Source organism: Pseudomonas sp. Pseusp88 (genome assembly GCF_047303955.1).
Classification (GTDB): domain Bacteria; phylum Pseudomonadota; class Gammaproteobacteria; order Pseudomonadales; family Pseudomonadaceae; genus Aquipseudomonas.
In genome coordinates this window covers 1-24,948 of sequence record NZ_JBGLYM010000016.1, presented here as the reverse complement: position 1 = coordinate 24,948, position 24,948 = coordinate 1, and the positions used below count along the sequence as shown (strand labels likewise).

The window sequence follows — 24,948 nt, the reverse complement described above, 5'->3', positions numbered from 1 at the left end:
ACGGCTCTGTAGGAGCCGGCTTGCTGGCGATGACGGTATAACGGGCAACATTCACGCCGACTGACCCGACGCTATCGCCAGCAAGCCGGCTCCTACGGATTTGTGTACGCCTCTCCTCGACGCAGGCATTCAACTCAGAACAGCAGCCAGCCCGGCGCCCGGCCAATCAGCAATACGACACCGAGCAAAAACACAATCAATCCTGCCGCCCGGCGAAACCTTCGCCCCCTGCCGACCTTGTGAATATCCAGACGCATACACTGCCTTAGTTCTTGTTATATGAATTCAGGCCACGGCGGCCAGATAGCGCCTGGACACTTCGTCCCAGTTGATCACGTTGTAGAAAGCGTTGATGTATTCAGGACGACGGTTCTGATACAGCAAGTAGTAGGCGTGCTCCCAGACGTCCAGACCCAGGATCGGCGTATTGCCGTTCATCAGCGGGCTGTCCTGGTTGCCGCTGCTTTCCACCACCAGTGTCTTCTGCGGGGTCACGCTCAGCCAGGCCCAGCCGCTGCCGAAACGAGTCAGCGCAGCCTTGGTAAAGGCCTCTTTGAAAGCGTCAAAGCCGCCCAGTTGCTCATCGATAGCCTTGGCGACTTCGCCTTTTGGCAAACCGCCACCGGCAGGTGCCATCACCGCCCAGAACAGCGAGTGGTTGGCATGGCCGCCGCCCTGGTTGATCACTGCCGCGCGCAATTTTTCCGGAAGCTGCTGCACCGCCGCCACCAATTTCTCGATCGGCCATTCAGCCCATTCGGTGCCTTCTACAGCGGCGTTGAGATTGTTGATATAGGTCTGGTGATGCTTGCTGTAATGGATTTCCATGGTCTGCGCATCGATGTGCGGCTCGAGGGCATCGTAAGCGTAGGGCAAGGCAGGCAAGGTAAAAGGCATCTCAATGAACTCCGTAAGTATGGCCGGGATAAGTAAGACCGGGGATGGCCGCCGCATTGCGCAGCAGTGACATGCGCGATTGCTCGCCGCCACTGCTGAGCAGCCGGTGAGTGCGCGGGTATTCGCCGTATTCGCTGATGAAACCCAGCAGTTCGGTGTAGGTTTTGCTGCTGTGACGCAGCGCTGCCTGGCGCAGGGCCGGGGGCAGACGCTGCTCCTGCATGGCCTGGAGCAAATGCTGATGAACCGCGCACAGGTACTCGGCGCTCTCCTCCGGCTGGCCCAGGGCCAGGTGCAGATCGGCCAGGTTGTGATGGGAAATGACGAAAGCGGCAACCGCCTCGTCAACGTTGGCCCAGCGTTCGAACAACACCTGGGCCAGTGCCAGCGCCTGCAGGTACAACTCGCGGGCATCGACCAGATCGCCGCGATTGAAACAGCGATTGGCCTCTTCAATGGTGCGTTTCCAATGCTGCATGACATACCTCCAGGGACGCTGACGGGTGTCGGTCAAAGACCGGCGGCTATGAGTTCATTGGTTGAGATCGAAGGTTGCAGGACGCAGGTGGCCAATTCCTGCACGCCGGACTGGTAGCGCGCCAGACGGGCCGGGGTCTGCGCCAGGGCATGAAGGTCGCGCAGGGGACGCCAGGCCTGGTCCAGGCACAGGCAGCGCCAATGCCAGGGCAATACCGTGTCACGCGCGGTATCGAGCAACAGGCGCAAGGTGGTTTCGGCGATCAGAGACTGGGGCGTGGCAGTGAAGCGCGCCAGATAGCGCCCTTCGGCAAGGTAATGTTCGATTGAGCGGGGTTCATCGGCATCAAGGGCGCAGCGCACCCGCACACCGAGGAAACGCCAGTGGTCCAGATGCGGTGATTCGTGCAGAAAGAGGCCCATGACCCAATCTCATTTTAGAAATGATATTCATTATTAAATGAGATTGATAATCACGACAAGCACGAGATGAATTGAAGTGCAATTTTTGTGGGACCGGCTTCAGCCGGTCCCACAGGCATCATTTCAATTCGGGGCAGGTCAGCTCCCCGCTACAGTCATCCGCTCAATCAATACCGAGCCCGTGCGGATATTGCTGCGCAACTCCAGATCGCTGCCCACGGCGACGATCTGCTTGAACATGTCGCGCATGTTCCCGGCAATGGTCACTTCCTGTACCGGGAACTGGATTTCACCGTTCTCGACCCAGAAGCCTGCCGCGCCACGGGAATAATCCCCCGTGACCATATTCAGGCCGCTGCCCATCAGCTCGGTGACGAACAGGCCGCGACCCATGCGGCGGATCAAGGCAGCCTGGTCTTCCGTGCCATGGGTGACGAACAGGTTGTGCACGCCCCCCGCGTTAGCCGTGCTCGGCAGGCCCAGCTTGCGCCCAGAGTAAGTACTGAGGATGTAGGACACCAGATCGCCATTTTCGACGAACGGTTTGGCATAGGTGGCCAGGCCGTCGCTGTCGAAGGCCGAACTGCCCATGGCGCGCATCAGGTGCGGGCGCTCGTCGATGGTCAGCCACTCGGGAAAGAGGCGCTGGCCCATGGTGCCTTCAAGGAAAGACGACTTGCGATACAGGTTGCCGCCGGAAATCGCCCCGAGGAAGCTGCCGAACAGACCGCCCGCCAGTTCGGCAGAGAACAGCACCGGCACTTCACAGGTCGGCACCGGACGCGCGCCCAGGCGACTGGCAGCGCGTTCAGCGGCCTTGCGGCCGATGCTCAGCGGGTCAGCCAGCAGTTCACCCTGGCGGCTGACGTCGTACCAGTAATCACGCTGCATCTGGCCATCGCCCTCGGCGATCATCACGCAGCTCAGGCTGTGGCGAGTCGAGGCATAACCGCCGACAAAGCCATTGCTGTTGCCGTACACACGGCAGCCTTGATGAGTATTGAGAGTGGTGCCGTCGGCGTTCTTGATCCGGCTGTCGGCATCGAAAGCCGCCGCTTCACAGATCAGCGCCTTCTCGATGGCCTGCTCGGGGGTGATGTCCCAGGCGTGGTACAGATCGAAGTCCGGCAGGTCCTTGGCCATCAGCGCGGCATCGGCCAGGCCCGAACTTTCGTCTTCGGAGGTATGTTTGGCGATGGCCAACGCGGCAGCAACGGTCTCGCGAATGGCCTCGGCGCCACTGGCCGAGGTACTGGCCGAGCCCTTGCGCTGGCCGACATACAAAGTGATACCGAAACCCTGGTCACGATTGAACTCGACCGTCTCGACCTCGCGCTGACGCACTGAAGTCGACAGCCCCTGCTCCAGCGACACCGCCACTTCACAGGCGCTGGCGCCCTGGCGACGGGCCTCGGCGATGATGTGCTCGACCTGCTCCTGCAGTTCGGGCAGGGCCTGCGGGCCGACGCTTTGGGATGCACTCATGACTTTCTCCATCAAATTCTGCTTTCGGCACATACCGAATACCGAGCGGGCCGGACAAGCGGCCCTCGACTGGTTATCATGGCGGCGTTTATTTTCGGACGGCCCCCATGGTTGATTCTTACGACGACTCCCTCGACGGGGAGAAAAGCAAAACCCAGATCAAGCGTGAACTTCACGCTCTCGTTGACCTGGGCGAGCGCCTGACCACACTCAAGGCCGATGTACTGGCCAAGCTGCCGCTGACCGATGCGCTGCGCAAGGCCCTGGCCGACGCGCCCAAGCACACGGCGCATATCGCGCGCAAACGGCACATCCAGTTCATCGGCAAACTCATGCGCGACCAGGACCTGGACGCCATTCTGGTGTTGCTCGACCAACTCGATGCCTCCACTCGCCAATACAACGAACGCTTTCACAACCTGGAACGCTGGCGTGATCGCCTGATCACCGGTGCGGACGATGTGCTGGAGAAATTCGTTGCCGAATACCCCGAAGCTGATCGCCAACAACTGCGCTCCCTGATCCGTCAGGCCCAACACGAACTGGCGCAGAACAAACCACCAGCTTCGACCCGCAAAATCTTCAAATACATCCGTGAGCTGGACGAGACACAACGCGGCTTGCGTTGAGTCCCGCCTTACACCCCGGCAACAGTGGGACTATGTGGGACCGGCTTTAGCCGGGAAGAGGGTCGTACATCCGATACACATGTGTCGTCTGTAATGCAGCCTTCCCGACTGAAGCCGGTCCCACAGAAACGAGCCCCACAGGCTCACCCAATCAGCCGCCGGTACCGCCCACGGTGATCGCATCGATCTTCAACGTCGGCTGACCCACGCCCACCGGCACGGACTGCCCGTCCTTGCCACAGGTCCCCACACCGCTGTCCAGGGACAGGTCGTTACCGACCATCGACACCTTGCTCATCGCTTCCGGACCGTTGCCGATCAGGGTCGCGCCCTTGACCGGAGCGGTAATCTTGCCGTCCTCGATCAGGTAAGCCTCGCTGGTGGAAAATACAAACTTGCCGCTGGTGATATCCACCTGACCGCCACCCAGGTTGGCGCAGTAGATGCCGCGCTTGACCGACGCAATGATCTCGGCCGGATCGCTCTGGCCACCGAGCATGTAGGTGTTGGTCATGCGCGGCATCGGCAGGTGCGCGTAGGATTCGCGACGACCGTTGCCGGTGCGGGCCACGCCCATCAGGCGGGCATTGAGCTTGTCCTGCATGTAGCCCTTGAGCACACCGTTCTCGATCAGTGTGGTGCACTCGGTCGGGGTGCCTTCGTCATCGACGCTCAGGGAACCGCGACGCCCGGCCAGGGTGCCGTCATCAACGATGGTGCACAGTTTGGAAGCCACCATCTCGCCGATCCGGCCGCTGTAGGCGGAACTGCCCTTGCGGTTGAAGTCCCCTTCCAGGCCGTGGCCGACGGCTTCGTGCAACAGCACACCGGACCAGCCAGAACCCAGCACCACAGGCAGCGTGCCCGCCGGCGCCGGAATCGCTTCCAGATTGACCAGGGCCTGCCGCAACGCCTCACGGGCATAGCCCATGGCGCGGTCATCAGTAAGGAAATAGCGGTAGTCGGTACGCCCGCCACCGCCGTGACCACCGCGCTCGCGGCGGCCGTTCTGCTCGACGATCACGCTGACATTGAAACGCACCAATGGGCGCACATCGGCCGCCAGACTACCGTCGGTCGACGCCACCAGAATCCGCTCCCAGACCCCGGCCATGCTCACCGACACCTGCTGAATGCGCGGGTCCAGAGCCCGAGTGGCGACGTCGATGCGCTTGAGCAGCTCGACCTTTTCCGCACGGGTCATGACTTCCAGGGGGTTGTCCGGGGCATACAACTGAGCCACGTCCTGACTGGTGAAGGCCTGGACGGTGCCGTGCTGCCCGGCGCGGGAGATCGAGCGAGCCGCCTTGGCCGCAGAACTCAAGGCTTCCAGAGTGATGGCGTTGCTGTAGGCAAATCCGGTTTTCTCGCCTGACTGCGCACGCACGCCCACACCCTGGTCGAGGTTGAAACTGCCTTCCTTGACGATGCCGTCTTCCAGGGACCAGGACTCGGAAATCTGCCCCTGAAAATACAGGTCGGCAGCGTCGATACCCGGGCCGGCCAGTTCGCCCAGCACCGATTGCAGGCTGTCCAGGTTAAGGCCGCCGGGTGCCAGAAGGTGTTCACTGACTGAGGAGACGTCGCTCATATTTACTCCGAAGCAGGCCGCACTGCGTCCTGCGCAAAAAATCGCCGGTGACTGGACACCGGCATCCGCGCCCGGATGGACGCCTGTTCTTCACTGTCGCGCTGGGCCAGCAAGACCGCCTCGCCTTGAGCCTGCTCGGCCACTACCCGGCCCCAGGGGTCGATAATGGCGGCATGGCCCCAGGTCTCGCGCGGGCCTGGATGAACCCCGCCCTGGGCGGCCGCCAGCAGATAACACTGGGTTTCAATGGCGCGCGCCCGGATCAGGATGTCCCAATGCGCCGCGCCGGTTACAGCCGTGAAGGCCGACGGCGCGGTAATCAATTCGGCACCTGCGGCTCGCAGTGCTGTGTACAACTCGGGGAAGCGCAGGTCATAGCAGACGCTCAAGCCCAGGCGCCCCACCGGCGTATCCACCACCACCAGGTCATTGCCGTGAGCATAATCATCGGACTCGCGATAACGCCCGCGGCTATCAGCCACATCCACGTCGAACAGATGCAGCTTGTCGTAACGCGCCACCTGCTCGCCGTGCTCGTCGATCAATAGCGAACACGCCGTAACCTTGCCATCAGGCCGATCACTCGGCGGTAGCGGCAAGGTACCGGCAACTATCCATAACTTGAGGTCACGGGCGGTGCTTTTCAACCATGGCAGGATCGGCCCTTGCCCCAGCGCCTCGGCGCGACCGATATCAGCGACATCGCGACGGCCCATGGCCGCAAAGTTTTCCGGCAATACGGCCAGCCGTGCGCCGGACGCGGCAGCCTGTTCGAGCAGGCGCCGGGCCTGGGCCAGGTTGCCCAGGACATCGCTCTGGCTGACCATCTGGATAACGGCAAAAGACATGGGGCACTCCTTGTCGGTGATGACAGGCACTTTACTCCTTGACTGGCAACAAGGAACTGTCAACAAACCAGGCTATGCACCAACCAATGCATAACCTGCTGCCATGACGATATTTTTGTCGCCACGAATTCTGTGAGCGAATTCATTGGCGAAAGAGGTCCGAACAATCGATACATCCCTACCGCCTGAAATACCGACTTCGCGGATAAATCCGCTCCCACAAGGTTCGCCCCCATTCCTGCTGTGCTCTTACTGCGGTTTTTCGAACGGCTTGTCGAAGGTGATCTTCGGCTCTTTCCACGGCCCTTCGACCTTGTACTGCACGCTGGCAAACCGCGCCACGCGATCACCCAGCAGCTTGTCCACCAGGAACAGCGCGCCGCCGATCGCAGGAGCGCCGACAATCAGCGCGGCAATCGGCAGGTTGTTGGTCACCGGCAAGGTCACCAGCAGCTTGGCATCGACGCGGTCCTTGACCATGTCCAGAGTGCCATCCAGCTCCAGATTGCTCGACGGTCCGGCCAGGGTGATTGGTTTGCGGGTGACGTAAACACCGTCGCTTGCCACCAGCAGGCCCTTGACCTTGTCGTAGCTCAGGCCTTTGCCAAGCAGGTCGGAGAAGTCCAGACGCAGGCGGCGGCCGATGGAGTTGAAGTTCAGCAGGCCGAACACACGCAACGCCTGGGCGCCGCCCTCCACTTCGACAAACTGGCCGCGCTCAAGAGTGGCGTCCAGGCTGCCCGAGTAGCGTTTGAGCCCGACCCAGGCCGGAGAGCCCGGCCAGCGACCATCGACGTTCAGCTCGAAACTCTCGCTGGTCACGGTCGGCGCAAAGCCCCAGCCTTTGAGCACATCGGCCAGGTTCTTGCCGTTGATCCTGCCTTTGTACCAACTGCTGGTGGCCCCCGGCGCGCCTTCCCAGCCGCCGTCGCCCAGCAGCAACATGCCCTTGAGGCCCATGTTCAGATTGGCCAGCTGGATACCATTGGGCGTCGGCCGCACCTTCAGCGACCATGCCCCGACCAGTTGGTCGCCCTGGAACAACTGGCTGATATTGATATTCAGCGCCGGAATCTGCCGTGGGTCGACATCGGCCAGCGGGTCCGGCGCGTTCTCTACGACTGCGGCAGCCGGGTCCGGCGCGGGCAGGCGTACGTACTGCATATCGATGCCGATGGGCGTGGTCTTGGCATCCGGCAGGCTGGCATTACCCTTGGCCACAGTGCTGTCCAGGGTCAGGTTCCAGGCAGCGGTATCACGCTTGACCTGCACCCGGGCCTGATCGAGGGTGGTGCCCATGGCGATCAACTTGCCGATCTGCAGATCCACACCGCTCAACAGCTTGGCGCTGCCGCCCGGATCATTACCGGCATAGCGGCTGGCGGTGGCTTTCCAGGTGTTCACATCCAGCTCGGACAGACTGCCGCGAATCCGCAGGCCCTTGCCATCCGGAACCGCTGCCGTGCCATTACCGAGCAGCAGCTCGCCACGGCCGTCGGCAGGGGTACTGGCTGGCGCACTGTAGGCCAGGCTCGCCAGGTTGCCGTAAAGCGCGTTGTAGCGCCGCTCAGGGCCTTGCAGGCTCATGCGGAACTCGCTGTCGCGGGTGTCATCGGCGGTCTTGCCAAAGGGCGCAGGCAGGTCCACCACCAGCCCCTTGAGGTTGGAGTTGATCTTCAACTGGCTGTCGGCGCCACCCAGGGTCACCTGCAACTGATAAGGCAAGTCCCCGGACACTGGCAGCGGCTGGGTAATGCCAAGCCAGTCGTTCAAGCGCTTTTGCGCTACCTGGCCGCTGGCATTGATCCGGGTGATGGGTGCGCCGGGCTTGCCGTCGGCAACGATTTCCGCAGTAATCGGCCGCTCGAAGGCCTGGGCCTTGATGTTCCTGCCGCTCAGCCCCTTGGTGCTGTCAAAACGGAAATCACCCTTGAGCTGGCTGAACTCCAGCACCGGGTCGGCAATTTTCAGGCGCGCATTATCGGTACTGAAATCGACAGCGATTTTCGCTTCCTGCCCCTTGACCAGCGGCACATCGAGTTTCAGCTTGCCTTGCAGCGGCCCTTCGCCGGTCCAGCCGGCAAAGGTGCTGGCGGTACCGATGGGAGCGGTCTGGAGGATCTTCACGCCGTCAGCCAGGGTGCCATTGAAGTCACCATCGACGAACAAATGACTGCTCTGCCCGGTCGGTACGTGGGGAATGTTGACCAGCACATTGCTGACCTGGGTATTGAGCATCTGCGCCTTGCTGGCCTTGATGCGCACACCGCTGTTTTCCACGAATACATTGCCATCCACACCGGTGAGCTGCGGCCAGCCGGGCTGGAAATCGAGAGTGGCGTTATGCACCTTGAAGAACAGGCTGATCACCCGCGCCGCATCCATGGCACCGTGATCGAGGGAACCCTGATACTGGAAGAAACCCTGATCCACCGCGCCACCGAGCACCGCAGTACGCAACCAACTGTCCAGCGCCGGGCTCAACGCCGCAGGCAGGTACTTGCTGGTGTAACGACCATCGCCATCGACCATGCCGACCCGCAGGTCCATATAGTCTTCCTGATCATGGTTGAAGTGCAGGCGGATCAGGAAATCGGCGGCAATCTTGCCCTCATCGCCGAGTACCTTGATATACGGCGCAATCAGGGTGAAGCCTTCCTTGTCCAGGTGCCAGGTCAACTGCGCGTTGGCCTTGGTGTAAGTCCACGGATTGGCGAAGATCGGTGCCAGGTGCAGCATGAAGTTGTCCGTAGCCAGGCGCAGCTCGCCCTGGCCGAGGTCGCCACTGATGGCGCCGCTGACATTCCCGGCCGCCGGAGCGCCGTGATACGCATTGAAACCAAGCTTGTCGAGGTTGGCGGCGAACATCAGTTTCTTGTCACCCTCCACCCCCGGACGAAAATCCACCAGCACATTGGTCAATGCGCCCGTGAACTTGAGGTTGTCCAGTGCCACCTTCACACCCTCAGGCACCGGTGCCAGGGCGTCGAACAGCGGCGTCAGCGGGGTCAGGTCCAGGCGGTCGGCCTGCACATGCCACAGTTCGTCGGTGTCGGCCGTCGCTTCTTCCTGAGTCACTTGAATGCGGCTTTCCCAACGATTGCTGCCCAGGCTCATGGCCAGGGAACCGAGGGTCAGGTTGAAGCCTTTGTCAGTGCGTTGCAGCCAGGCATTGAGGGCCAGGTTGCCGATCTTCGCTGGCTTGCGGTCGGCATACGCGGCCTTGATGGTTGGCGCATTCAGGCGCACGGCAGCGCTCTGCAGGGTGCCTTTGGCCCAGCTCAGCCACAGGTCGCCACCGGCTTGCAGGGTGTCCAGATTCCATTGTCTGGTCAGGCTCTTGGGCAACCAATGCGCCCAATCGCTCTGGGGCAGGCTCAGGTAGAGGTCGGCGTTGCCGTCGCGCCATTCGCTGGCGCGGACATGCGAGCGCATGTTGAGTGCCAGCGGCTGGCCATCGGGGAGTGTCGTCCGAGCATCCAGTCGTTGATTGGCGCTGCCGGTCTTGAGGCTGAGGCTGATGTACTTGAAAGTCTGCGGTTGTTGCTCGAAGGGTTGCAGGGTCAACTGGCTGTCGAACAGTGTCAGCCGCGAGACCACCTGCATCTGGGTCAACAATTGCTCAGGATCGAATGGCTTGTCATCACTGACCGGCAGGCCTTGCAGCGCCCAGTGGCCGTCCTTGTCTTCCTTGAGGCTCAGTTGCAGGCCATCGAGTTCCAGGCGCTCGATCCGCACTTGCCGGGCGCGAACGCTGGCCCAGAAATCGGGCACCGCGCGCACGTGTTCCAGGCGCATGGAGTTGCTGCCCTGCCCCACCACCACATCCCGGGCGACGAAAATCGGCGCAAAACCGTGCCAGGTGCCTTCCAGGCCGCCGATGCTTACCGGCATTTGCAGCGCCGCAGCGACCTTGCTCTCGATATCGGTGCGATATTCGGCCACCAGCGGCGCCAGTTGCCGCCCCAGGCTGACGTACAACGCCGCCAGCACCAGAATCAGCGCGCAAAGGCTCAACCCCCAACGGGTCAGCGTCGCTGAAAGGCGGGTCAGACGTTGCATGTCAGAGCACTCCCACTGAGGGATGGGATAACCCGGCTCGTTTTTGCAGACATCAGTAGGTTCCGGGATTGCTCAATTGCCACGCATCGATCTCGTTATAAGGGCGTCCTTGCCACAGGTCCGTCGGCTGCTCAGGGTTCAGGCTCGCGAGAGCGCTGCGAACTCAGAGCAGAACAACGTCGTATTGTTCCTGGGAATACATGGTTTCTACCTGAAAGCGGATGGTTCGGCCAATAAAGCCCTCCAATTCCGCGACATTGCCCGATTCTTCGTCAAGCAGACGGTCCACCACCCGCTGGTTGGCCAGTACACGATAGCCCAGCGCCTGATAGGCACGGGCCTCGCGCAGGATCTCGCGGAAGATTTCGTAACAGATGGTTTCCGGGGTCTTCAACTTGCCACGGCCCTGGCAACTGTTGCATGGCTCGCACAGCACCTGCTCCAGACTCTCGCGGGTGCGCTTGCGGGTCATCTGCACCAGGCCCAGTTCGGTGATACCGATGATGTTGGTCTTGGCGTGATCGCGCTCCAGCTGTTTTTCCAGGGTACGCAGGACCTGCCGCTGATGCTCGCCGTCTTCCATGTCGATGAAATCGATGATGATGATCCCGCCCAGATTGCGCAGGCGCAGCTGGCGGGCGATGGCAGTCGCCGCTTCGAGATTGGTCTTGAAAATGGTTTCTTCAAGATTGCGATGGCCGACAAAGGCGCCGGTATTGACGTCGATGGTGGTCATGGCCTCGGCCGGATCGATCACCAGATAACCGCCGGACTTGAGCGGGACCTTGCGATCCAGGGCCTTCTGGATCTCGTCCTCGACGCCATAGAGGTCGAAGATCGGCCGTTCGCCAGGATAGTGCTCAAGACGATCGGCGATTTCCGGCATCAGCTCGGCAACGAACTGAGTGGTCTTCTGGAAGGTTTCCCGCGAGTCGATGCGAATCTTCTCGATCTTCGGGCTGACCAGATCGCGCAGGGTACGCAGGGCCAGGCCGAGATCTTCGTAGATGACATTGGGCGGGCTGATGGTCTTGATCTGCTCGCCGATCTGGTCCCACAGACGACGCAGGTAGCGGATGTCCATAAGGATCTCATCGGCACCGGCGCCTTCAGCGGCAGTACGCAGGATGAATCCACCGGCTTCCTTGATCCCTTCCAGGGCCACGCAATCGCTGACCACTTTTTTCAGCCGCTCGCGCTCGCCTTCGTCTTCGATCTTCAGCGAGATGCCGACATGGGCAGTGCGCGGCATGTACACCAGATAACGTGAAGGAATCGACAGTTGAGTCGTCAGGCGCGCGCCCTTGCTGCCAATCGGGTCCTTGGTGACCTGCACCACCAGGCTCTGGCCTTCGTGCACCAGGGAGGCAATGCTTTCCACGGCCGGGCCTTCGCGCATGGAAATTTCCGAGGCGTGAATGAACGCCGCCCGGTCCAGGCCGATATCGACGAACGCCGCCTGCATACCGGGCAGCACCCGTACCACCTTGCCCTTGTAGATGTTGCCGACGATCCCGCGACGCTGGGTCCGCTCGACATGGACTTCCTGCAAAACACCGTTTTCCACCACCGCCACGCGTGATTCCATCGGCGTGATGTTGATCAGAATCTCTTCACTCATGGCTTGTCACCTTCCAGGCATTGCCAACAGGGTATGCCGAAACGGCTCAGCAGTTCTGCGGTTTCACACAAAGGCAGGCCGACTACCGCCGAATAACTGCCTTGCAAACCCTCGACGAAGACCGCCGCCAGCCCCTGAATGGCATAGCTGCCGGCCTTGTCCCGGGGTTCGCCGCTGGCCCAATAGGCCCGAATTTCCTGAGGCTGGATGACGCGAAAGCGCACGCGACTGCTGACCACCAGCGCCTCGCAGCCCTGACGATTGGCCACGGCCACAGCGGTGAGCACTTCGTGTTCGCGGCCGGACAGCGCCGTGAGCATGGCGCAGGCATCATCCGCGTCTATCGGCTTGCCGAGAATGCGGCCATCGAGCACCACTGCCGTATCGGCGCCGAGCACACAAGCGTCGGGCGATGCGCTCAGCGATGCCAGCCCGGCCTGAGCCTTGCCGCGCGCCAGGCGCTCGACATAGGCATGTGGGCGTTCATCCGTAAAAGGGGTTTCATCGATTTCGGCACTGAGGGCGGTGTAAGGCACACCGATCTGGGTCAGCAGTTCACGACGGCGTGGCGAACCAGAGGCCAGGTAAAGGGGGGGCATCTAGACGTCTCCATGTCAGGGCCATGATTGCGACCGGCTTCATGCCAACGGCAACCACGCAGCGCTCAATTGATTTTCAAACGCTTGCGCAGGCCACGCATACCGTAGCTCACCCAAGGCCAGAGCAGGACACTGACCAGTGCTGGCAAGAGCAATGCCAGGGTCGGCTGACGATTACCGGTCAAGGCGCTGAGCCAGAGTTGTGCCAACTGCGCCAGGCCGAAGATAACCAGCAGGATCAGGCATTGCTGCCACATGGGGTACATGCGCAAGCGTTGCTGCAAGGACATTACCAGGAAGGTGATCAGGCTCAGGATCAGTGCGTTCTGCCCCAGCAGCGTGCCGTACAACACATCTTCCATCAGGCCCAGCACCCAGGCCGTGGTCATGCCGACCTTGTGCGGCAGGGCCAGGGTCCAGAAGGTCAGCAACAGCGCCAGCCACAGTGGCCGGAAGATTTCCATGAACTGCGGCAGCGGCGAAACGCTCAGCAACAGCCCCAGCAGAAACGACAACCAGACGACCCAGCCATTGCGCGAGGGAGCCAGACTAACCATCGGTGCGCTCCCGAGTACCAGTCGCCGGTTCCGTGGCTTGCGCGGCGGGTGGCCTGCTCACTGCAGGCTTGGCCGGCCTGCGGGCGGGCTTGGCCGGAGCGGGCGCCGGGGTCAGGATCACAGCCGGTATTTCCGGAATGGTAAGCGGCGCGGTGCCCGGCACCGAATGGTTGGCGGGTGAATTGGCCGTCACCGGCGCGACCGGTGTCGCCGATCCTGCTGATCCCGCTGCCGCCGCAGGTGTAGACGGCTCGGCACCGCGCTCGATATTTTCCTGGGCCTTGGCCGCATCGGCCGCACGCTCTTCCGGCGAACGACCGTCGGAGAACACCAGCAACAGGTAACGGCTGCGGTTCAGGGCTGCGGTCGGCACGGCGCGGACAATAGCGAAAGGCTGGCCGGAGTCATGAATCACTTCCTTGACCGTCGCCACCGGGTAACCGGCAGGGAAGCGCTGGCCAAGGCCGGAACTGACCAGCAGGTCGCCTTCCTTGATATCAGCGGTGTCCGCGACATGGCGCAACTCCAGGCGCTCCGGGTTACCGGTGCCGCTGGCGATGGCGCGCAGGCCATTACGGTTGACCTGTACCGGAATGCTGTGGGTCGAGTCGGTCAGCAGCAGAACCCGCGAGGTATAGGGCATCAGCTCGACCACCTGGCCCATCAGACCCCGGGCATCGAGTACCGGCTGGCCCAGTACGACGCCGTCGCGCTCACCCTTGTTGATGATGATGCGATGGGTAAAGGGATTGGGGTCCATGCCGATCAACTCGGCCACTTCGACCTTCTCGTTGACCAGTGCCGAGGAATTGAGCAACTCGCGCAGGCGCACGTTCTGCTCGGTCAGGGCCGCCAGTTTCTGCAGGCGCCCCTGCAACAGCAGAGTCTCGGTCTTGAGTTTTTCGTTTTCGGCGATCAGCTCGGTACGCCCGCCAAACTGGCTGGCAACATTCTGATACAAACGCGAGGGCAGATCGACGATCCAGTAGGACTGCATCAGCACCAGAGACATCTGGCTGCGCAGCGGCCTGAGCAATTCAAACCGTGCATCAACCACCATCAGTGCTACCGAAAAGACGGCCACTGCCAACAGGCGCACACCCAGGGATGGGCCTTTTGCGAAGAGCGGTTTAATAGGCTCCTCCCGGGCATGCATCCGATGGGTTGAGCTGTGCGTGGCTGTGCTTATTCATGCGGCATTGGACCGGCCAGGACAGTAGAAAAGGTGAACGCCAGATTTCGGCGCCAGCGCAAAGCATACAGGTAGCACAAAGCGCTACCTGTATTCAAAGGCTGCCATGAAACGTCTCTGCAGCGATCACTCGCTGGAAAGCAGATCCATGGTGTGCTTGTCCATCATCTCCAGCGCACGACCACCGCCACGGGCTACGCAGGTCAGCGGGTCTTCGGCGACGATTACCGGCAGGCCGGTTTCCTGGGCCAGCAGCTTGTCGAGGTCACGCAGCAACGCGCCACCACCGGTCAGCACCAGGCCGCGCTCGGCGATGTCCGATGCCAGTTCCGGAGGCGATTGCTCCAGCGCGCTTTTCACGGCCTGAACGATGGTTGCCAGGGATTCCTGCAACGCTTCCAGCACTTCGTTGGAGTTCAGGGTGAAGGCACGAGGAACGCCTTCGGCCAGGTTGCGGCCGCGCACGTCGACTTCACGGACTTCGCCGCCCGGATAAGCGGTACCGATTTCCTGCTTGATGCGCTCGGCGGTGGATTCACCGATCAGGCTGCCGTAGTTGCGGCGCACGTAAGTGATGATCGCTTCGTCGAAACGGTCGCCGCCCACACGTACGGATTCGGCATAGACCACACCGTTGAGGGAGATCAGCGCGATTTCAGTGGTACCACCACCGATATCGACGACCATCGAACCGCGTGCTTCCTCGACCGGCAGGCCGGCACCGATAGCGGCGGCCATTGGCTCTTCGATCAGGAACACTTCACGGGCGCCGGCACCCAGGGCCGACTCGCGAATGGCGCGGCGTTCAACCTGGGTGGATTTGCACGGTACGCAGATCAGCACACGAGGGCTTGGCTGCAGGAAGCTGTTTTCGTGAACCTTGTTGATGAAATATTGAAGCATCTTTTCACAGACGCTGAAGTCGGCGATGACGCCGTCTTTCATCGGGCGGATAGCAGCGATATTGCCTGGGGTACGACCGAGCATGCGCTTGGCCTCCATCCCGACGGCGACGACACTCTTCTGGTTGCCATGGGTACGAATGGCCACAACCGAAGGTTCATTCAGAACAATACCGCGCTCACGCACGTAAATAAGGGTATTGGCAGTCCCCAGGTCGATAGACAAATCGCTGGAAAACATGCCACGCAGTTTCTTGAACATGGGAAAAGGACCCTAGGGAGCGCGTGGGTAAAAAAGTGCGGCAAACTCTAACAACGACAGGGATTTTGGGCAAGGAGCCAATATGTTAAATTGGTGGTTTTCCGAGCACGACGCTAGACGTTCGCGGCCCTTTGACCGTAAAACCCCTGTCGTGTTCCGCAATCCGCCCCACGGACTGGATCCGTGCGCATTCCACAGGAGAACCCCATGGCGCTTGATCGCTCCGACGTGGAAAAAATCGCTCATCTGGCCCGACTTGGCCTGAATGACGCCGATATCCCGCGTACTACTGAAGCACTGAACAGCATTCTGGGCCTGATTGACCAGATGCAGGCCGTCGATACCAGCGGTATCGAACCCCTGGCCCACCCCCTGGAAGCCTCCCAGCGCCTGCGCGAGGACGTGGTAACCGAGCCCAATCGTCGCGACACTTACCAAGCCATCGCACCGGCGGTCGAAAGCGGCCTTTATCTGGTTCCGAAAGTCATCGAGTAAGGGAAAGTGCCTGTTATGCATCAAATGACTCTGGCCGAGATCGCTCGCGGACTCGCCGAAAAAAAGTTTTCTTCTGAAGAACTGACCCGTGTCCTGCTGGCGCGCATTGCCCAGCTCGACCCTCAGCTCAACAGCTTTATCACCCGCACCGACGACCTGGCCATCGCCCAGGCCCAGGCTGCCGATGCCCGCCGCGCCAATGGCGAGAACGGTGCCCTGCTGGGTGCCCCGCTGGCCCATAAAGACCTGTTCTGCACCCAGGGCGTACGTACCAGCTGCGGCTCGAAGATGCTCGACAACTTCACGTCGCCCTACGACGCCACGGTGGTTGCCAAACTGGCCGCCGCCGGTACCGTGACGTTGGGCAAGACCAACATGGACGAATTCGCCATGGGTTCGGCCAACGAATCCAGCCATTACGGCGCGGTGAAGAACCCGTGGAACCTGGAACACGTGCCCGGCGGCTCGTCCGGCGGCTCGGCGGCTGCGGTTGCTGCGCGCCTGCTGCCTGCGGCCACCGGCACCGACACCGGCGGCTCGATCCGCCAGCCAGCGGCCCTGACCAACCTCACCGGCCTGAAACCGACCTACGGTCGTGTTTCGCGCTGGGGCATGATCGCCTATGCCTCCAGTCTCGATCAGGCCGGCCCCATGGCCCGCACTGCCGAAGACTGCGCCCTGCTGCTGCAAGGCATGGCCGGCTTCGATCCGCAGGACTCCACCAGCATCGACGAACCGGTTCCGGATTACTCCGCCAACCTGAACGCTTCGCTGCAGGGCCTGCGCATCGGCATACCGAAGGAGTACTTCAGCGCCGGTCTCGACCCGCGCATCGCCGACCTGGTCATGGCCAGTGTCGAAGAACTGAAGAAGCTCGGTGCCGTCATCAAGGAAATCAGCCTGCCGAACCTGCAGCACGCGATTCCTGCCTATTACGTCATCGCTCCGGCGGAAGCCTCGTCCAACCTGTCGCGTTTCGACGGCGTGCGCTTCGGCTATCGCTGCGCCGACCCGAAAGACCTGACCGACCTGTACAAGCGCTCCCGCGCCGAAGGCTTCGGCCCGGAAGTGCAGCGGCGCATCATGGTCGGCGCCTACGCGCTGTCGGCCGGCTACTACGACGCCTACTACCTGCAGGCACAGAAGATCCGGCGCCTGATCAAGAACGACTTCATGAATGCCTTCGCCGACGTCGACGTCATTCTCGGCCCGACCACGCCCAACCCGGCCTGGAAAATCGGCGCCAAGACCAACGACCCGATCGCCGAGTATCTGGAAGACTTCTACACCATCACCGCCAACCTCGCGGGTCTGCCGGGCTTGTCCATGCCAGCGGGCTTTGCCGGTGGACTGCCGGTCGGCGTGCAACTGCTCGCCCCGTATTTCCAGGAAGGCCGTCTGCTCAACGTAGCCCACCAATACCAGCAGGTTACTGACTGGCATTTGCGCTCGCCCGAAGGCTTCTGAGGAGAAACACACATGCAATGGGAAGTCGTCATCGGGCTGGAGATTCACACCCAGCTCTCGACCCAATCGAAAATTTTCTCCGGCAGCGCCACCACGTTCGGCTCCGAGCCCAACACCCAGGCCAGCCTGGTCGACCTGGGCATGCCCGGCGTACTGCCGGTGCTGAACAAGGAAGCCGTGCGCATGGCCGTCAAGTTCGGCCTGGCCATCGATGCTGAAATCGGCCAGCACAACGTCTTTGCGCGCAAGAACTACTTCTACCCGGACCTGCCCAAGGGCTACCAGATCAGCCAGATGGAACTGCCGATCGTTGGCAAGGGCCACCTGGACATCACTCTGGAAGACGGCACCGTCAAGCGCGTCGGCATCACCCGTGCCCACCTGGAAGAAGATGCCGGCAAGAGCCTGCATGAAGACTTCAGCGGCATGACCGGTATCGACCTGAATCGCGCCGGCACGCCGTTGCTGGAAATCGTTTCCGAGCCGGACATGCGTTCGGCCAAGGAAGCCGTGGCCTACGTCAAAGCCATGCACGCCCTGGTCCGCTACCTGGACATCTGCGACGGCAACATGGCCGAAGGCTCGCTGCGTTGCGACTGCAACGTCTCGGTCCGCCCCAAAGGCCAGGTCGAGTTCGGTACCCGCTGCGAGATCAAGAACGTCAACTCGTTCCGTTTCATCGAAAAGGCGATCAACAGCGAGATCCAGCGCCAGATCGACCTGATCGAAGACGGCGGCAAGGTCATCCAGCAGACCCGCCTGTACGATCCGAACAAGGACGAAACCCGCGCCATGCGCAGCAAGGAGGAAGCCAACGACTACCGTTACTTCCCCGATCCGGACCTGTTGCCGGTGGTCATCGAGGACTCCTTCCTCGAAGAAACCCGCGCCACCCTGCCGGAACTGCCACCGCAGAAACGCGAGCGCTTCCAGAGCCAGTTCGGCCTGTCGGCCTACGACGCCAGCGTGCTGGCTTCCAGCCGTGAGCAGGCGGACTACTTTGAACAGGTCGTGGCCATCAGCGGCGACGCCAAACTGGCCGCCAACTGGGTCATGGTCGAACTGGGCAGCCTGCTGAACAAACAGGGCCTGGACATCGACCAGTCGCCGGTCAGCGCCGAGCAACTGGGCGGCATGCTCAAACGCATCACCGACAACACCATTTCCGGCAAAATCGCCAAGATGGTCTTCGAGGCGATGGCCAACGGTGAAGGCAGTGCCGACGAAGTCATCGAGAAGAAGGGCCTGAAACAGGTCACCGACAGCGGTGCCATCGAAGCCATGCTCGACGAGATGCTCGCCGCCAACGCCGAACAGGTCGAACAATACCGCGCCGCCGACGAAGCCAAGCGCGGCAAGATGTTCGGCTTCTTCGTCGGTCAGGCGATGAAAGTCTCCAAAGGCAAGGCCAACCCGCAGCAGGTCAATGAACTGCTCAAGCGCAAGCTGGAAGGCTGACCCACGGCTGCATCAGCCATTGTGGGAGCGAATTCATTCGCGAAGACGGCATCACACGCGATAGATATATATCGAATGTGCCGGCCCCTTCGCGGATAAATCCGCTCCCACAAATGCACAGACAGTCCAATTGATTCAAGGAGCAATACCGCATGCTACGGCTTCTCGGCGCCTGCTTCCTGCTTCTGCTGCTGGCCGGCTGTGCCAGTGATCGCGAGATCGATCCCCACGGTTACGATGAAACCGGCAGTGCCTCGTACTACGGTTCGCAACACCAAGGCAAACGCACCGCCAGCGGTGAGCGTTTCGACCAGAATTCCCTGACCGCCGCCCACCGCCAGTTACCCTTCGGCACGCGGGTGAAGGTCACCAATCTCGATAATGACAAAAGTGTCGTGGTGCGCATCAATGATCGCGGCCCGCATACCCGTGGCCGCCTGATTGACGTTTCGAAGTCAGCCGCCGAACAGTTGGGTATGCTGCGCAACGGCACCGCTCGAGTGCGCGTGCAAGACCTGGAAGACTGACGCCTTTCACACACCAAGGAAAACCACAATTCTGCAACTATCGAACCTGCCCCTGCCCGTCATCCTGCAATTCCTCAGCGGCCTGGTGCTGCTGGTCGGAGGTGCGGAGCTGTCGGTGCGTGGCGCGGTACGCTTGGCCGCTCTGCTGCGGGTGCGCCCACTGATCATCGGCCTGACCGTGGTCGCGTTCGGCAGCAGCGCGCCGCAAATGGCCGTCAGCCTGCAATCGGCCTTCTCCGACAATACGGATATCGGCGTCGGCAGCGTCATCGGCGGTAACATTTTCAATGTGCTGGTTACCCTCGGCCTGTCCGCCCTGATCATCCCTTTGCGAGTCGCCCGGGAGCTGGTGCGCATCGATATCCCGCTGATGATCGCCGCCAGCCTGCTGGTCTACCTGCTGGCCTGGGATCACCAACTGGGGCCGTTTGAAGGGGGGATTCTGCTGATTGGGCTGCTCGCCTACCTGCTGATCGTGCTGCGCCAGTCCGGCTACAGTGCCCGCCACGGCAAGGTGATCAACGATCCGCGCCCCCGGCAGACCGGCCTGTTATTGATTCGCCTCGCCGCCATGGCCGTCGGCCTTGCCTTGCTGATCGGCGGCAGCCATCTGTTGGTCGACAGCACCGTGCTCCTGGCCCTGGACCTGGGCCTGTCCGAACGCATCATCGGCCTGACGGTGATTGCCGTCAGCACCTCCCTGCCCGCCCTGGTCACCTCGCTGATCGCCGCCATTCGCGGCGAACGGCATATCGCCGTGGGCAACGTGATCGGCAGCAACCTGTTCAACCTCTGCGGCGTACTGGGCCTGACTGCCCTGATTGCTCCACAGCCGCTGTCCGTCTCGCCCAATGCCCTGACCTTCGACCTGCCGATCATGCTCGGCGTTGCCGTGCTGTGCCTGCCGCTGATGCTGTCCGGCTACCGCATCACCCGCGCCGAAGGCCTGCTGCTGCTCGCCCTGTACATGGCCTACGGCCTTCATCTGGTGGCCCTGAGCACCGGCATGGCCCTGGCCGAGCGCTTGGAACAGGTGGTGATCGGGTATGTGTTGCCGGTGTTGGCGGTGGTTATTGTGTTCACCATGATCAGAACCTGGCGCCGTAAAACAGGTTAGCGGACGTTATCGGAGCGAACACGATGGAAGATAGTTCTGTGACAGCGAACTCTGTGGGAGCGAATTCATTCGCGAAGAGGCCGCTACATCCGACGCATCTTTACCGTCTGGAACAACGCTTTCGCGAATGAATTCGCTCCCACAACATCCGCGCCCTGTACATAAAATGCGTCGATCCAAGTGATCTCTACTGTTCTTCAGGAGCAAATAACATGAGCGAAGCAAAATCGAACGGTGAACAACTGCGGCGCAAGGTCATGGGCGATGTCTTCGTCGACCGGGCCCTGGGCAATGCCACGGAGTTCACCCAGCCGCTGCAGGACTTCGTCAACGAACACGCCTGGGGCAGTGTCTGGGGGCGTGAAGGTCTGCCGTTGAAAACCCGCAGCCTGATCACCCTTGCCGCACTGACCGCCCTGAAGTGCCCGCAGGAACTCAAGGGCCACGTGCGTGGCGCGCTGAACAATGGCTGCACCGTTGAGGAGATTCGCGAAGCACTGCTGCACTGCGCGGTCTATGCCGGGGTGCCGGCGGCCATCGATGCGTTCCGCGCCGCCCAGGAAGTGATCGACAGTTACGAGAAGCCCTCGACCTAAATCCAGCCGCCCCATTGCAGGATGAAAATGCCGATATTGGTCGTCACCGCCGCTGCCAGGGTGGTGATGACAATGATCGCGGCCGCCAGCTCGTGATTGCCATTGGCTGCCCGGGCCATGACGAAGCTGACAGCCGCTGTCGGGCTGCCGAAATAGAGAAACAGAATCCCCAGCTCCGCCTTGCGGAAGCCGCAGAGCCAGGCGCCGAAGGTACACAGCACCGGCAGCCAGATCATCTTGACCATACTGGCGCTGATCGCCAGCTTGCCGCTTTTGCGCAGCGACGCCAGGGACAGGGTGCCGCCGATGCAGATCAACGCCAGTGGCAGGGTCATCTGCGCCAGATAGTTACCGGAGGTTTCCAGCCACTTGGGCAGGCCGATGCCGAAGTAGGCAAAGGGTGAAGCCGCCAGCACGCTGATGATCAGCGGGTTGGCCAGGATGCTCTTGAAAATGCTCCACGGGTCGGACTTGATCACCGGGCTGTACACCGCCAGCACGATGGTCGACAGGGTGTTGTAGAACAGAATGATCAGCGCGGCGAGGATCGCCCCCAGGGAAATCCCGTAGTCACCGTACATGCTCGCCGCCAGGGCCAGGCCGATCACGCCGTTATTGCCGCGAAAGGCACCCTGCACAAAAATCCCGCGATCAATCAGCGGCGCCCGCCAGATTGCATAGCCCCAGGCAAAGGCAAAACCGGCCAGGGTCGCGACAGTGAAATAGATCAGCAGCTTGGGCTGCAAGGCCGCGTGCAGGTCGGCGTGGATGATGCCCAGGAACAGCAGCGCCGGCATGGTCGCGTTGAACACCAGGGCCGAGGCGGTGATGATGAAGCCGTCGTTGATCCAGCCAACGCGCTTGAGCAGCACGCCGAGAAACAGCATGGCGAACACCGGGGCCGTGATATTCACGGTCTCAAGAAAAATACCCAGCATGCCGCGATTCCCTGCCCCGTCGTTAGTAGGCTAATGATAAGTCACTAACGACCGGGTTGTTACAGAGAATTTCAGCGATCAGGCGTTGGCCGGCTGCAATTTCTTCTCGAATACCGCCACGCCATCCAGATCGCGCAGAGTCACGGTCAACTCCGCGCTCTGGCCGTCGATATTCACCTCGCCGAAAAACTGAAAACCGGCAAAGGGCGAGGTGTTCTGCGCAGGCGGCGCCTTCTGGAACACCAGTTCCGGGCCGAAGGTCTTGTCCAGCGGATTGGGCCCGAAGCTGCCGGCATTCAGCGGTCCGGCAACAAATTCCCAGAACGGGTCGAAGTCCTGAAAGGTCGCCAGCTCCGGTTGATAGTGGTGGGCGGCGCAGTAATGCACATCGGCGGTCAGCCATACGCAATCGCGGATCTTCTGCGCGCGCAGGAAGGTCAGCAGCTCGGCGGTTTCCAGCTCGCGACCCTTGGCCGGGCCATTGTCGCCATTGGCAATCGCCTCCCAACGCGCCACGCCGGGGCTGACTTCACCGTCCGGCACACCGAGGCCAATGGGCATATCGGCGGCAATCACCTTCCACTGCGCCGTGGAGCCTTGCAGTTCGCGCTTGAGCCATTCCAGCTGCTCGCGACCAAGGAACGCCGTGCTGCCACTGGCCTGCTCGGACAGATTGGCATCGTTGCCGCCGCGATAGCTGCGCATGTCCAGCACGAACACATCCAACAGCGGCCCGTAACCGAGCTTGCGATAAATCCGCCCGCCCTTGTCCGCCTGTTGCAGGCGCATCGGCGCGTATTCGAGGTAAGCCTGGCGCGCGCGGGTGACCAGCAACTGGATATCCCGGGTCTTGTAGCGCTCGTCCAGTTGCTTGCTCGGCGACCAGTTATTGATCACCTCATGGTCGTCCCACTGCCAGATCTGCGGCACCTCGGCGTTGAACCGGCGCAGGTTGTCGTCCATCAGGTTGTAGCGGTAATTGCCGCGATATTCGTCGAGGGTTTCCGCGACCTTGCTCTTGGCCTCGGTGGTGATATTGCGCCAGATCCGCCCGCCCTCGGTGACCACCTCGGCGGGCACCGGGCCATCGGCGTAAATGGTGTCGCCACTGTGGATAAAGAAGTCCGGCAGACGCAGGCGCATGGCTTCGTAGATGCGCATGCCACCGATATCCGGGTTAATGCCAAAGCCCTGGCCGACGGTGTCGCCGCTCCAGACAAAACGAATGTCCCGACGCTGCTGCGGCGCACTGCGCAAATGGCCGAACCAGGGTTCGCTGGCGGCACCGGTTTGTGCGTCTTCGAAATGCACGCGGTAGAAAATCGCCTGATCGGTGGGCAGGCCGCTGAGCTCGACCCGGGCGGTGAAATCCGTGCGCTGATCGGCCAGCAACGACACCGAACGGCGCGGGTTGGTGAACATGCTGCGGGTATCCCACTCCACCACCATGCGCGCAGGCCGGTCGCTGCGGCTCCAGACCATGGCCCGGTCACCCAGCAAGTCGCCGGACTGCACGCCATCGGTCATCTTCGGCCGGTCCTTGACCGAGGCCAGCACCGCCGGCGCCAGGCCCGGCAGCAACAGGCCTGCGCCCACGGCCTGGATTACCCGCCGACGTTTAAGATCGAACTCGCTCATGGCCACTCCCCTCGCACAAAGGTAAAGGGCACACGCTAACAGGGGTTTGTGGGGTGAATATGACAGCGCCGACCCTCGCTGGCCTGACAGCTGAATGACGTGTGTGAGGGGATTCTATAGAGGCCAATTGTGGGAGCGAATTCATTCGCGAAAGCCTTGTGTCAGGCGGCAAAGATGCGTCGTATGTACCGGCCTCTTCGCGAATGAATTCGCTCCCACAGAATTCGCGCTCACCAAATTCTCTCCCGCAAATCGCGCCGGCAGTTTTAGTCCGTGGCAAGGTTACATTTGTGTGCTTGCCTCGTAAAAAACCGGGAATTAACCTCCCGGCCTGCTGAGTTTTCAGCACTGGATTTGGCGATCCGGTAAGGATGAGTAAGCTGACCATATTGATACGGGGCATAATTATGCATTACCCGTTTTATGGTAGCTGTGCGTGGGAGACCTTCGGGTCTGCCGGGTTACTCATCACTGGTTCGCCAACCCGCGTACAGCTGCCGCCTATTTTGTTTGGCGACGAGTAAGTGGCAGCTCTTAAATGATGAGAGTTTTCCATGCCGATATATGAACAAACCTGCCACACCCCCACCCGCTTCACCCGCCATCACCTCAACCTTCACGCCCTGCTACTGGAAGGCCAGGTCTGGTTCTGCGCCCATAACCTGGGCCGGCTGATGGGCTATCGCCTGGAAGAGCGCAGCATCCGCAAGCTCGACCCGGATCAGCATCGCCTGCTCAACGTGCGCGAGCTGGGCGAGGTGCTGATGATCAGCGAATCCGGCGCCTACGCCCTGCTGATCTACCATTCAGCGCCCCACACCCGGCAACTGCGCGAATGGCTGACCCTGCACGTCGCCCCGACCCTGCGCGACGCCAACCACCTGGGCCACAGCGAACGCCCGACCCTCGGGCTACTGGACTGGGCCGGCGCCTCGCTGAACCTGCTGCACTGGCAAAACGAGCCCTGGATCCGCTTGCGGGACATGCCCAACGTGCTGCTGCACGAAACCCGCGAAAGCCTCGGCCAGACACAACCATGGTGGAAACGCGCGACGCAGTTTCTGGCGATATAAACCCGATTCCCCGTAGGAGCCGGCTTGCTGGCGATGGCGTCAGACCAGACGCTGAAGCTAGTGCGAGCGCTGCGCACTCGATCGCCAGCAAGCC

22 protein-coding genes are annotated in these 24,948 nt (G+C 61.5%); 8 read left to right on the top strand and 14 right to left on the bottom strand.

The genetic code is table 11. The features are described 5' to 3' along the window. Positions 1-285 precede the first annotated feature (285 nt). The 4 genes from ACCD02_RS19375 to pmbA form a co-directional block, all read right to left on the bottom strand. On the bottom strand, positions 286-897 hold the full coding sequence (locus ACCD02_RS19375) for a superoxide dismutase (protein WP_413305186.1): 612 nt from the start codon (positions 895-897) through the stop codon (positions 286-288). A 1-nt stretch (position 898) separates the two neighbouring features. Then, positions 899-1,375: a hypothetical protein gene (locus ACCD02_RS19370; RefSeq protein ID WP_413305183.1), complete on the bottom strand. Its 477-nt coding sequence runs from the start codon at positions 1,373-1,375 to the stop codon at positions 899-901. 32 nt (positions 1,376-1,407) lie between these two features. After that, complete coding sequence (locus ACCD02_RS19365) at positions 1,408-1,797, bottom strand: FagA protein (RefSeq protein ID WP_413305180.1); 390 nt, start codon at positions 1,795-1,797, stop codon at positions 1,408-1,410. 138 nt (positions 1,798-1,935) lie between these two features. Further along, positions 1,936-3,282, bottom strand: a complete 1,347-nt coding sequence (gene pmbA / locus ACCD02_RS19360; protein ID WP_413305178.1) for a metalloprotease PmbA — start codon at positions 3,280-3,282, stop codon at positions 1,936-1,938. A gap of 107 nt (positions 3,283-3,389) precedes the next feature. On the opposite strand from pmbA, the gene yjgA reads away from it, so the two are divergent. Further along, entirely contained in the window at positions 3,390-3,911 is a 522-nt protein-coding gene (yjgA, locus tag ACCD02_RS19355) for a ribosome biogenesis factor YjgA (protein ID WP_259098286.1), read from the top strand. A gap of 151 nt (positions 3,912-4,062) precedes the next feature. Here the strand turns inward: yjgA and tldD are convergent, their stop codons facing one another. The 8 genes from tldD to mreB form a co-directional block, all read right to left on the bottom strand. After that, a complete protein-coding gene (tldD, locus tag ACCD02_RS19350; RefSeq protein ID WP_259098284.1) occupies positions 4,063-5,502 on the bottom strand; it encodes a metalloprotease TldD in 1,440 nt (479 codons plus the stop codon). 2 nt (positions 5,503-5,504) lie between these two features. Further along, on the bottom strand, positions 5,505-6,350 hold the full coding sequence (locus tag ACCD02_RS19345) for a carbon-nitrogen hydrolase family protein (protein WP_413305174.1): 846 nt from the start codon (positions 6,348-6,350) through the stop codon (positions 5,505-5,507). Between the two features lie 249 nt (positions 6,351-6,599). Beyond that, positions 6,600-10,412: a YhdP family protein gene (locus ACCD02_RS19340; protein ID WP_413305172.1), complete on the bottom strand. Its 3,813-nt coding sequence runs from the start codon at positions 10,410-10,412 to the stop codon at positions 6,600-6,602. Positions 10,413-10,575: 163 nt separating this feature from the next. Next, the gene (rng, locus tag ACCD02_RS19335) at positions 10,576-12,033 is read right to left on the bottom strand and encodes a ribonuclease G (protein WP_413305170.1); all 1,458 of its coding nucleotides are present in this window, start codon (positions 12,031-12,033) and stop codon (positions 10,576-10,578) included. Beyond that, a complete protein-coding gene (locus ACCD02_RS19330) occupies positions 12,030-12,632 on the bottom strand; it encodes a Maf family protein (protein WP_413305167.1) in 603 nt (200 codons plus the stop codon). Before ACCD02_RS19330 ends, rng begins: the two co-directional genes overlap by 4 nt. A gap of 65 nt (positions 12,633-12,697) precedes the next feature. Continuing rightward, complete coding sequence (mreD, locus tag ACCD02_RS19325; RefSeq protein ID WP_413305164.1) at positions 12,698-13,189, bottom strand: rod shape-determining protein MreD; 492 nt, start codon at positions 13,187-13,189, stop codon at positions 12,698-12,700. Then, positions 13,182-14,288: a rod shape-determining protein MreC gene (gene mreC / locus ACCD02_RS19320; protein ID WP_413305162.1), complete on the bottom strand. Its 1,107-nt coding sequence runs from the start codon at positions 14,286-14,288 to the stop codon at positions 13,182-13,184. Before mreC ends, mreD begins: the two co-directional genes overlap by 8 nt. 219 nt (positions 14,289-14,507) lie before the next feature. Continuing rightward, positions 14,508-15,545 carry a rod shape-determining protein MreB gene (gene mreB / locus ACCD02_RS19315; protein WP_020292894.1) on the bottom strand — a complete coding sequence of 346 codons (1,038 nt, stop codon included), beginning with the start codon at positions 15,543-15,545 and terminating at the stop codon, positions 14,508-14,510. A gap of 207 nt (positions 15,546-15,752) precedes the next feature. Between mreB and gatC the strand changes: the two genes are divergently transcribed. The 6 genes from gatC to ACCD02_RS19285 all read left to right on the top strand — a co-directional run bounded on the left by gatC (position 15,753) and on the right by ACCD02_RS19285 (position 21,205). After that, the gene (gene gatC, locus ACCD02_RS19310) at positions 15,753-16,040 is read left to right on the top strand and encodes an Asp-tRNA(Asn)/Glu-tRNA(Gln) amidotransferase subunit GatC (RefSeq protein ID WP_413305159.1); all 288 of its coding nucleotides are present in this window, start codon (positions 15,753-15,755) and stop codon (positions 16,038-16,040) included. Between the two features lie 15 nt (positions 16,041-16,055). Continuing rightward, on the top strand, positions 16,056-17,507 hold the full coding sequence (gene gatA, locus ACCD02_RS19305) for an Asp-tRNA(Asn)/Glu-tRNA(Gln) amidotransferase subunit GatA (RefSeq protein ID WP_413305155.1): 1,452 nt from the start codon (positions 16,056-16,058) through the stop codon (positions 17,505-17,507). A 12-nt stretch (positions 17,508-17,519) separates the two neighbouring features. After that, positions 17,520-18,965, top strand: a complete 1,446-nt coding sequence (gene gatB, locus ACCD02_RS19300) for an Asp-tRNA(Asn)/Glu-tRNA(Gln) amidotransferase subunit GatB (RefSeq protein WP_413305153.1) — start codon at positions 17,520-17,522, stop codon at positions 18,963-18,965. 152 nt (positions 18,966-19,117) lie between these two features. Next, a complete protein-coding gene (locus tag ACCD02_RS19295) occupies positions 19,118-19,492 on the top strand; it encodes a septal ring lytic transglycosylase RlpA family protein (RefSeq protein WP_413305151.1) in 375 nt (124 codons plus the stop codon). 61 nt (positions 19,493-19,553) lie between these two features. After that, a complete protein-coding gene (locus tag ACCD02_RS19290) occupies positions 19,554-20,609 on the top strand; it encodes a calcium/sodium antiporter (protein WP_413305421.1) in 1,056 nt (351 codons plus the stop codon). Positions 20,610-20,821: 212 nt separating this feature from the next. Then, positions 20,822-21,205 carry a carboxymuconolactone decarboxylase family protein gene (locus ACCD02_RS19285; RefSeq protein WP_413305149.1) on the top strand — a complete coding sequence of 128 codons (384 nt, stop codon included), beginning with the start codon at positions 20,822-20,824 and terminating at the stop codon, positions 21,203-21,205. On the opposite strand, the gene ACCD02_RS19280 is transcribed toward ACCD02_RS19285, so the two are convergent. Beyond that, a complete protein-coding gene (locus tag ACCD02_RS19280; RefSeq protein ID WP_413305147.1) occupies positions 21,202-22,143 on the bottom strand; it encodes an AEC family transporter in 942 nt (313 codons plus the stop codon). The two genes, ACCD02_RS19285 and ACCD02_RS19280, sit on opposite strands and share 4 nt — an antisense overlap. Before the next feature lie 78 nt (positions 22,144-22,221). Next, the gene (locus tag ACCD02_RS19275; RefSeq protein WP_413305144.1) at positions 22,222-23,781 is read right to left on the bottom strand and encodes an alkaline phosphatase D family protein; all 1,560 of its coding nucleotides are present in this window, start codon (positions 23,779-23,781) and stop codon (positions 22,222-22,224) included. A gap of 554 nt (positions 23,782-24,335) precedes the next feature. Here ACCD02_RS19275 and ACCD02_RS19270 point away from each other — a divergent pair. After that, positions 24,336-24,854: a Bro-N domain-containing protein gene (locus ACCD02_RS19270; RefSeq protein ID WP_413305143.1), complete on the top strand. Its 519-nt coding sequence runs from the start codon at positions 24,336-24,338 to the stop codon at positions 24,852-24,854. The last annotated feature ends 94 nt before the right edge of the window (positions 24,855-24,948 follow it).

Bases quoted from the DNA above. Each gene is read 5' to 3' on its own strand.
- ACCD02_RS19345 (WP_413305174.1), bottom strand. From the start codon at position 6,350: ATGTCTTTTGCCGTTATCCAGATGGTCAGCCAGAGCGATGTCCTGGGC.
- pmbA (WP_413305178.1), bottom strand. From the start codon at position 3,282: ATGAGTGCATCCCAAAGCGTCGGCCCGCAGGCCCTGCCCGAACTGCAG.
- mreB (WP_020292894.1), bottom strand. From the start codon at position 15,545: ATGTTCAAGAAACTGCGTGGCATGTTTTCCAGCGATTTGTCTATCGAC.
- ACCD02_RS19285 (WP_413305149.1), top strand. From the start codon at position 20,822: ATGAGCGAAGCAAAATCGAACGGTGAACAACTGCGGCGCAAGGTCATG.
- ACCD02_RS19280 (WP_413305147.1), bottom strand. From the start codon at position 22,143: ATGCTGGGTATTTTTCTTGAGACCGTGAATATCACGGCCCCGGTGTTC.
- ACCD02_RS19370 (WP_413305183.1), bottom strand. From the start codon at position 1,375: ATGCAGCATTGGAAACGCACCATTGAAGAGGCCAATCGCTGTTTCAAT.
- ACCD02_RS19340 (WP_413305172.1), bottom strand. From the start codon at position 10,412: ATGCAACGTCTGACCCGCCTTTCAGCGACGCTGACCCGTTGGGGGTTG.
- yjgA (WP_259098286.1), top strand. From the start codon at position 3,390: ATGGTTGATTCTTACGACGACTCCCTCGACGGGGAGAAAAGCAAAACC.
- rng (WP_413305170.1), bottom strand. From the start codon at position 12,033: ATGAGTGAAGAGATTCTGATCAACATCACGCCGATGGAATCACGCGTG.
- ACCD02_RS19330 (WP_413305167.1), bottom strand. From the start codon at position 12,632: ATGCCCCCCCTTTACCTGGCCTCTGGTTCGCCACGCCGTCGTGAACTG.
- ACCD02_RS19270 (WP_413305143.1), top strand. From the start codon at position 24,336: ATGCCGATATATGAACAAACCTGCCACACCCCCACCCGCTTCACCCGC.
- ACCD02_RS19375 (WP_413305186.1), bottom strand. From the start codon at position 897: ATGCCTTTTACCTTGCCTGCCTTGCCCTACGCTTACGATGCCCTCGAG.
- ACCD02_RS19275 (WP_413305144.1), bottom strand. From the start codon at position 23,781: ATGAGCGAGTTCGATCTTAAACGTCGGCGGGTAATCCAGGCCGTGGGC.
- gatA (WP_413305155.1), top strand. From the start codon at position 16,056: ATGCATCAAATGACTCTGGCCGAGATCGCTCGCGGACTCGCCGAAAAA.
- tldD (WP_259098284.1), bottom strand. From the start codon at position 5,502: ATGAGCGACGTCTCCTCAGTCAGTGAACACCTTCTGGCACCCGGCGGC.
- ACCD02_RS19295 (WP_413305151.1), top strand. From the start codon at position 19,118: ATGCTACGGCTTCTCGGCGCCTGCTTCCTGCTTCTGCTGCTGGCCGGC.
- mreD (WP_413305164.1), bottom strand. From the start codon at position 13,189: ATGGTTAGTCTGGCTCCCTCGCGCAATGGCTGGGTCGTCTGGTTGTCG.
- ACCD02_RS19365 (WP_413305180.1), bottom strand. From the start codon at position 1,797: ATGGGCCTCTTTCTGCACGAATCACCGCATCTGGACCACTGGCGTTTC.
- gatB (WP_413305153.1), top strand. From the start codon at position 17,520: ATGCAATGGGAAGTCGTCATCGGGCTGGAGATTCACACCCAGCTCTCG.
- gatC (WP_413305159.1), top strand. From the start codon at position 15,753: ATGGCGCTTGATCGCTCCGACGTGGAAAAAATCGCTCATCTGGCCCGA.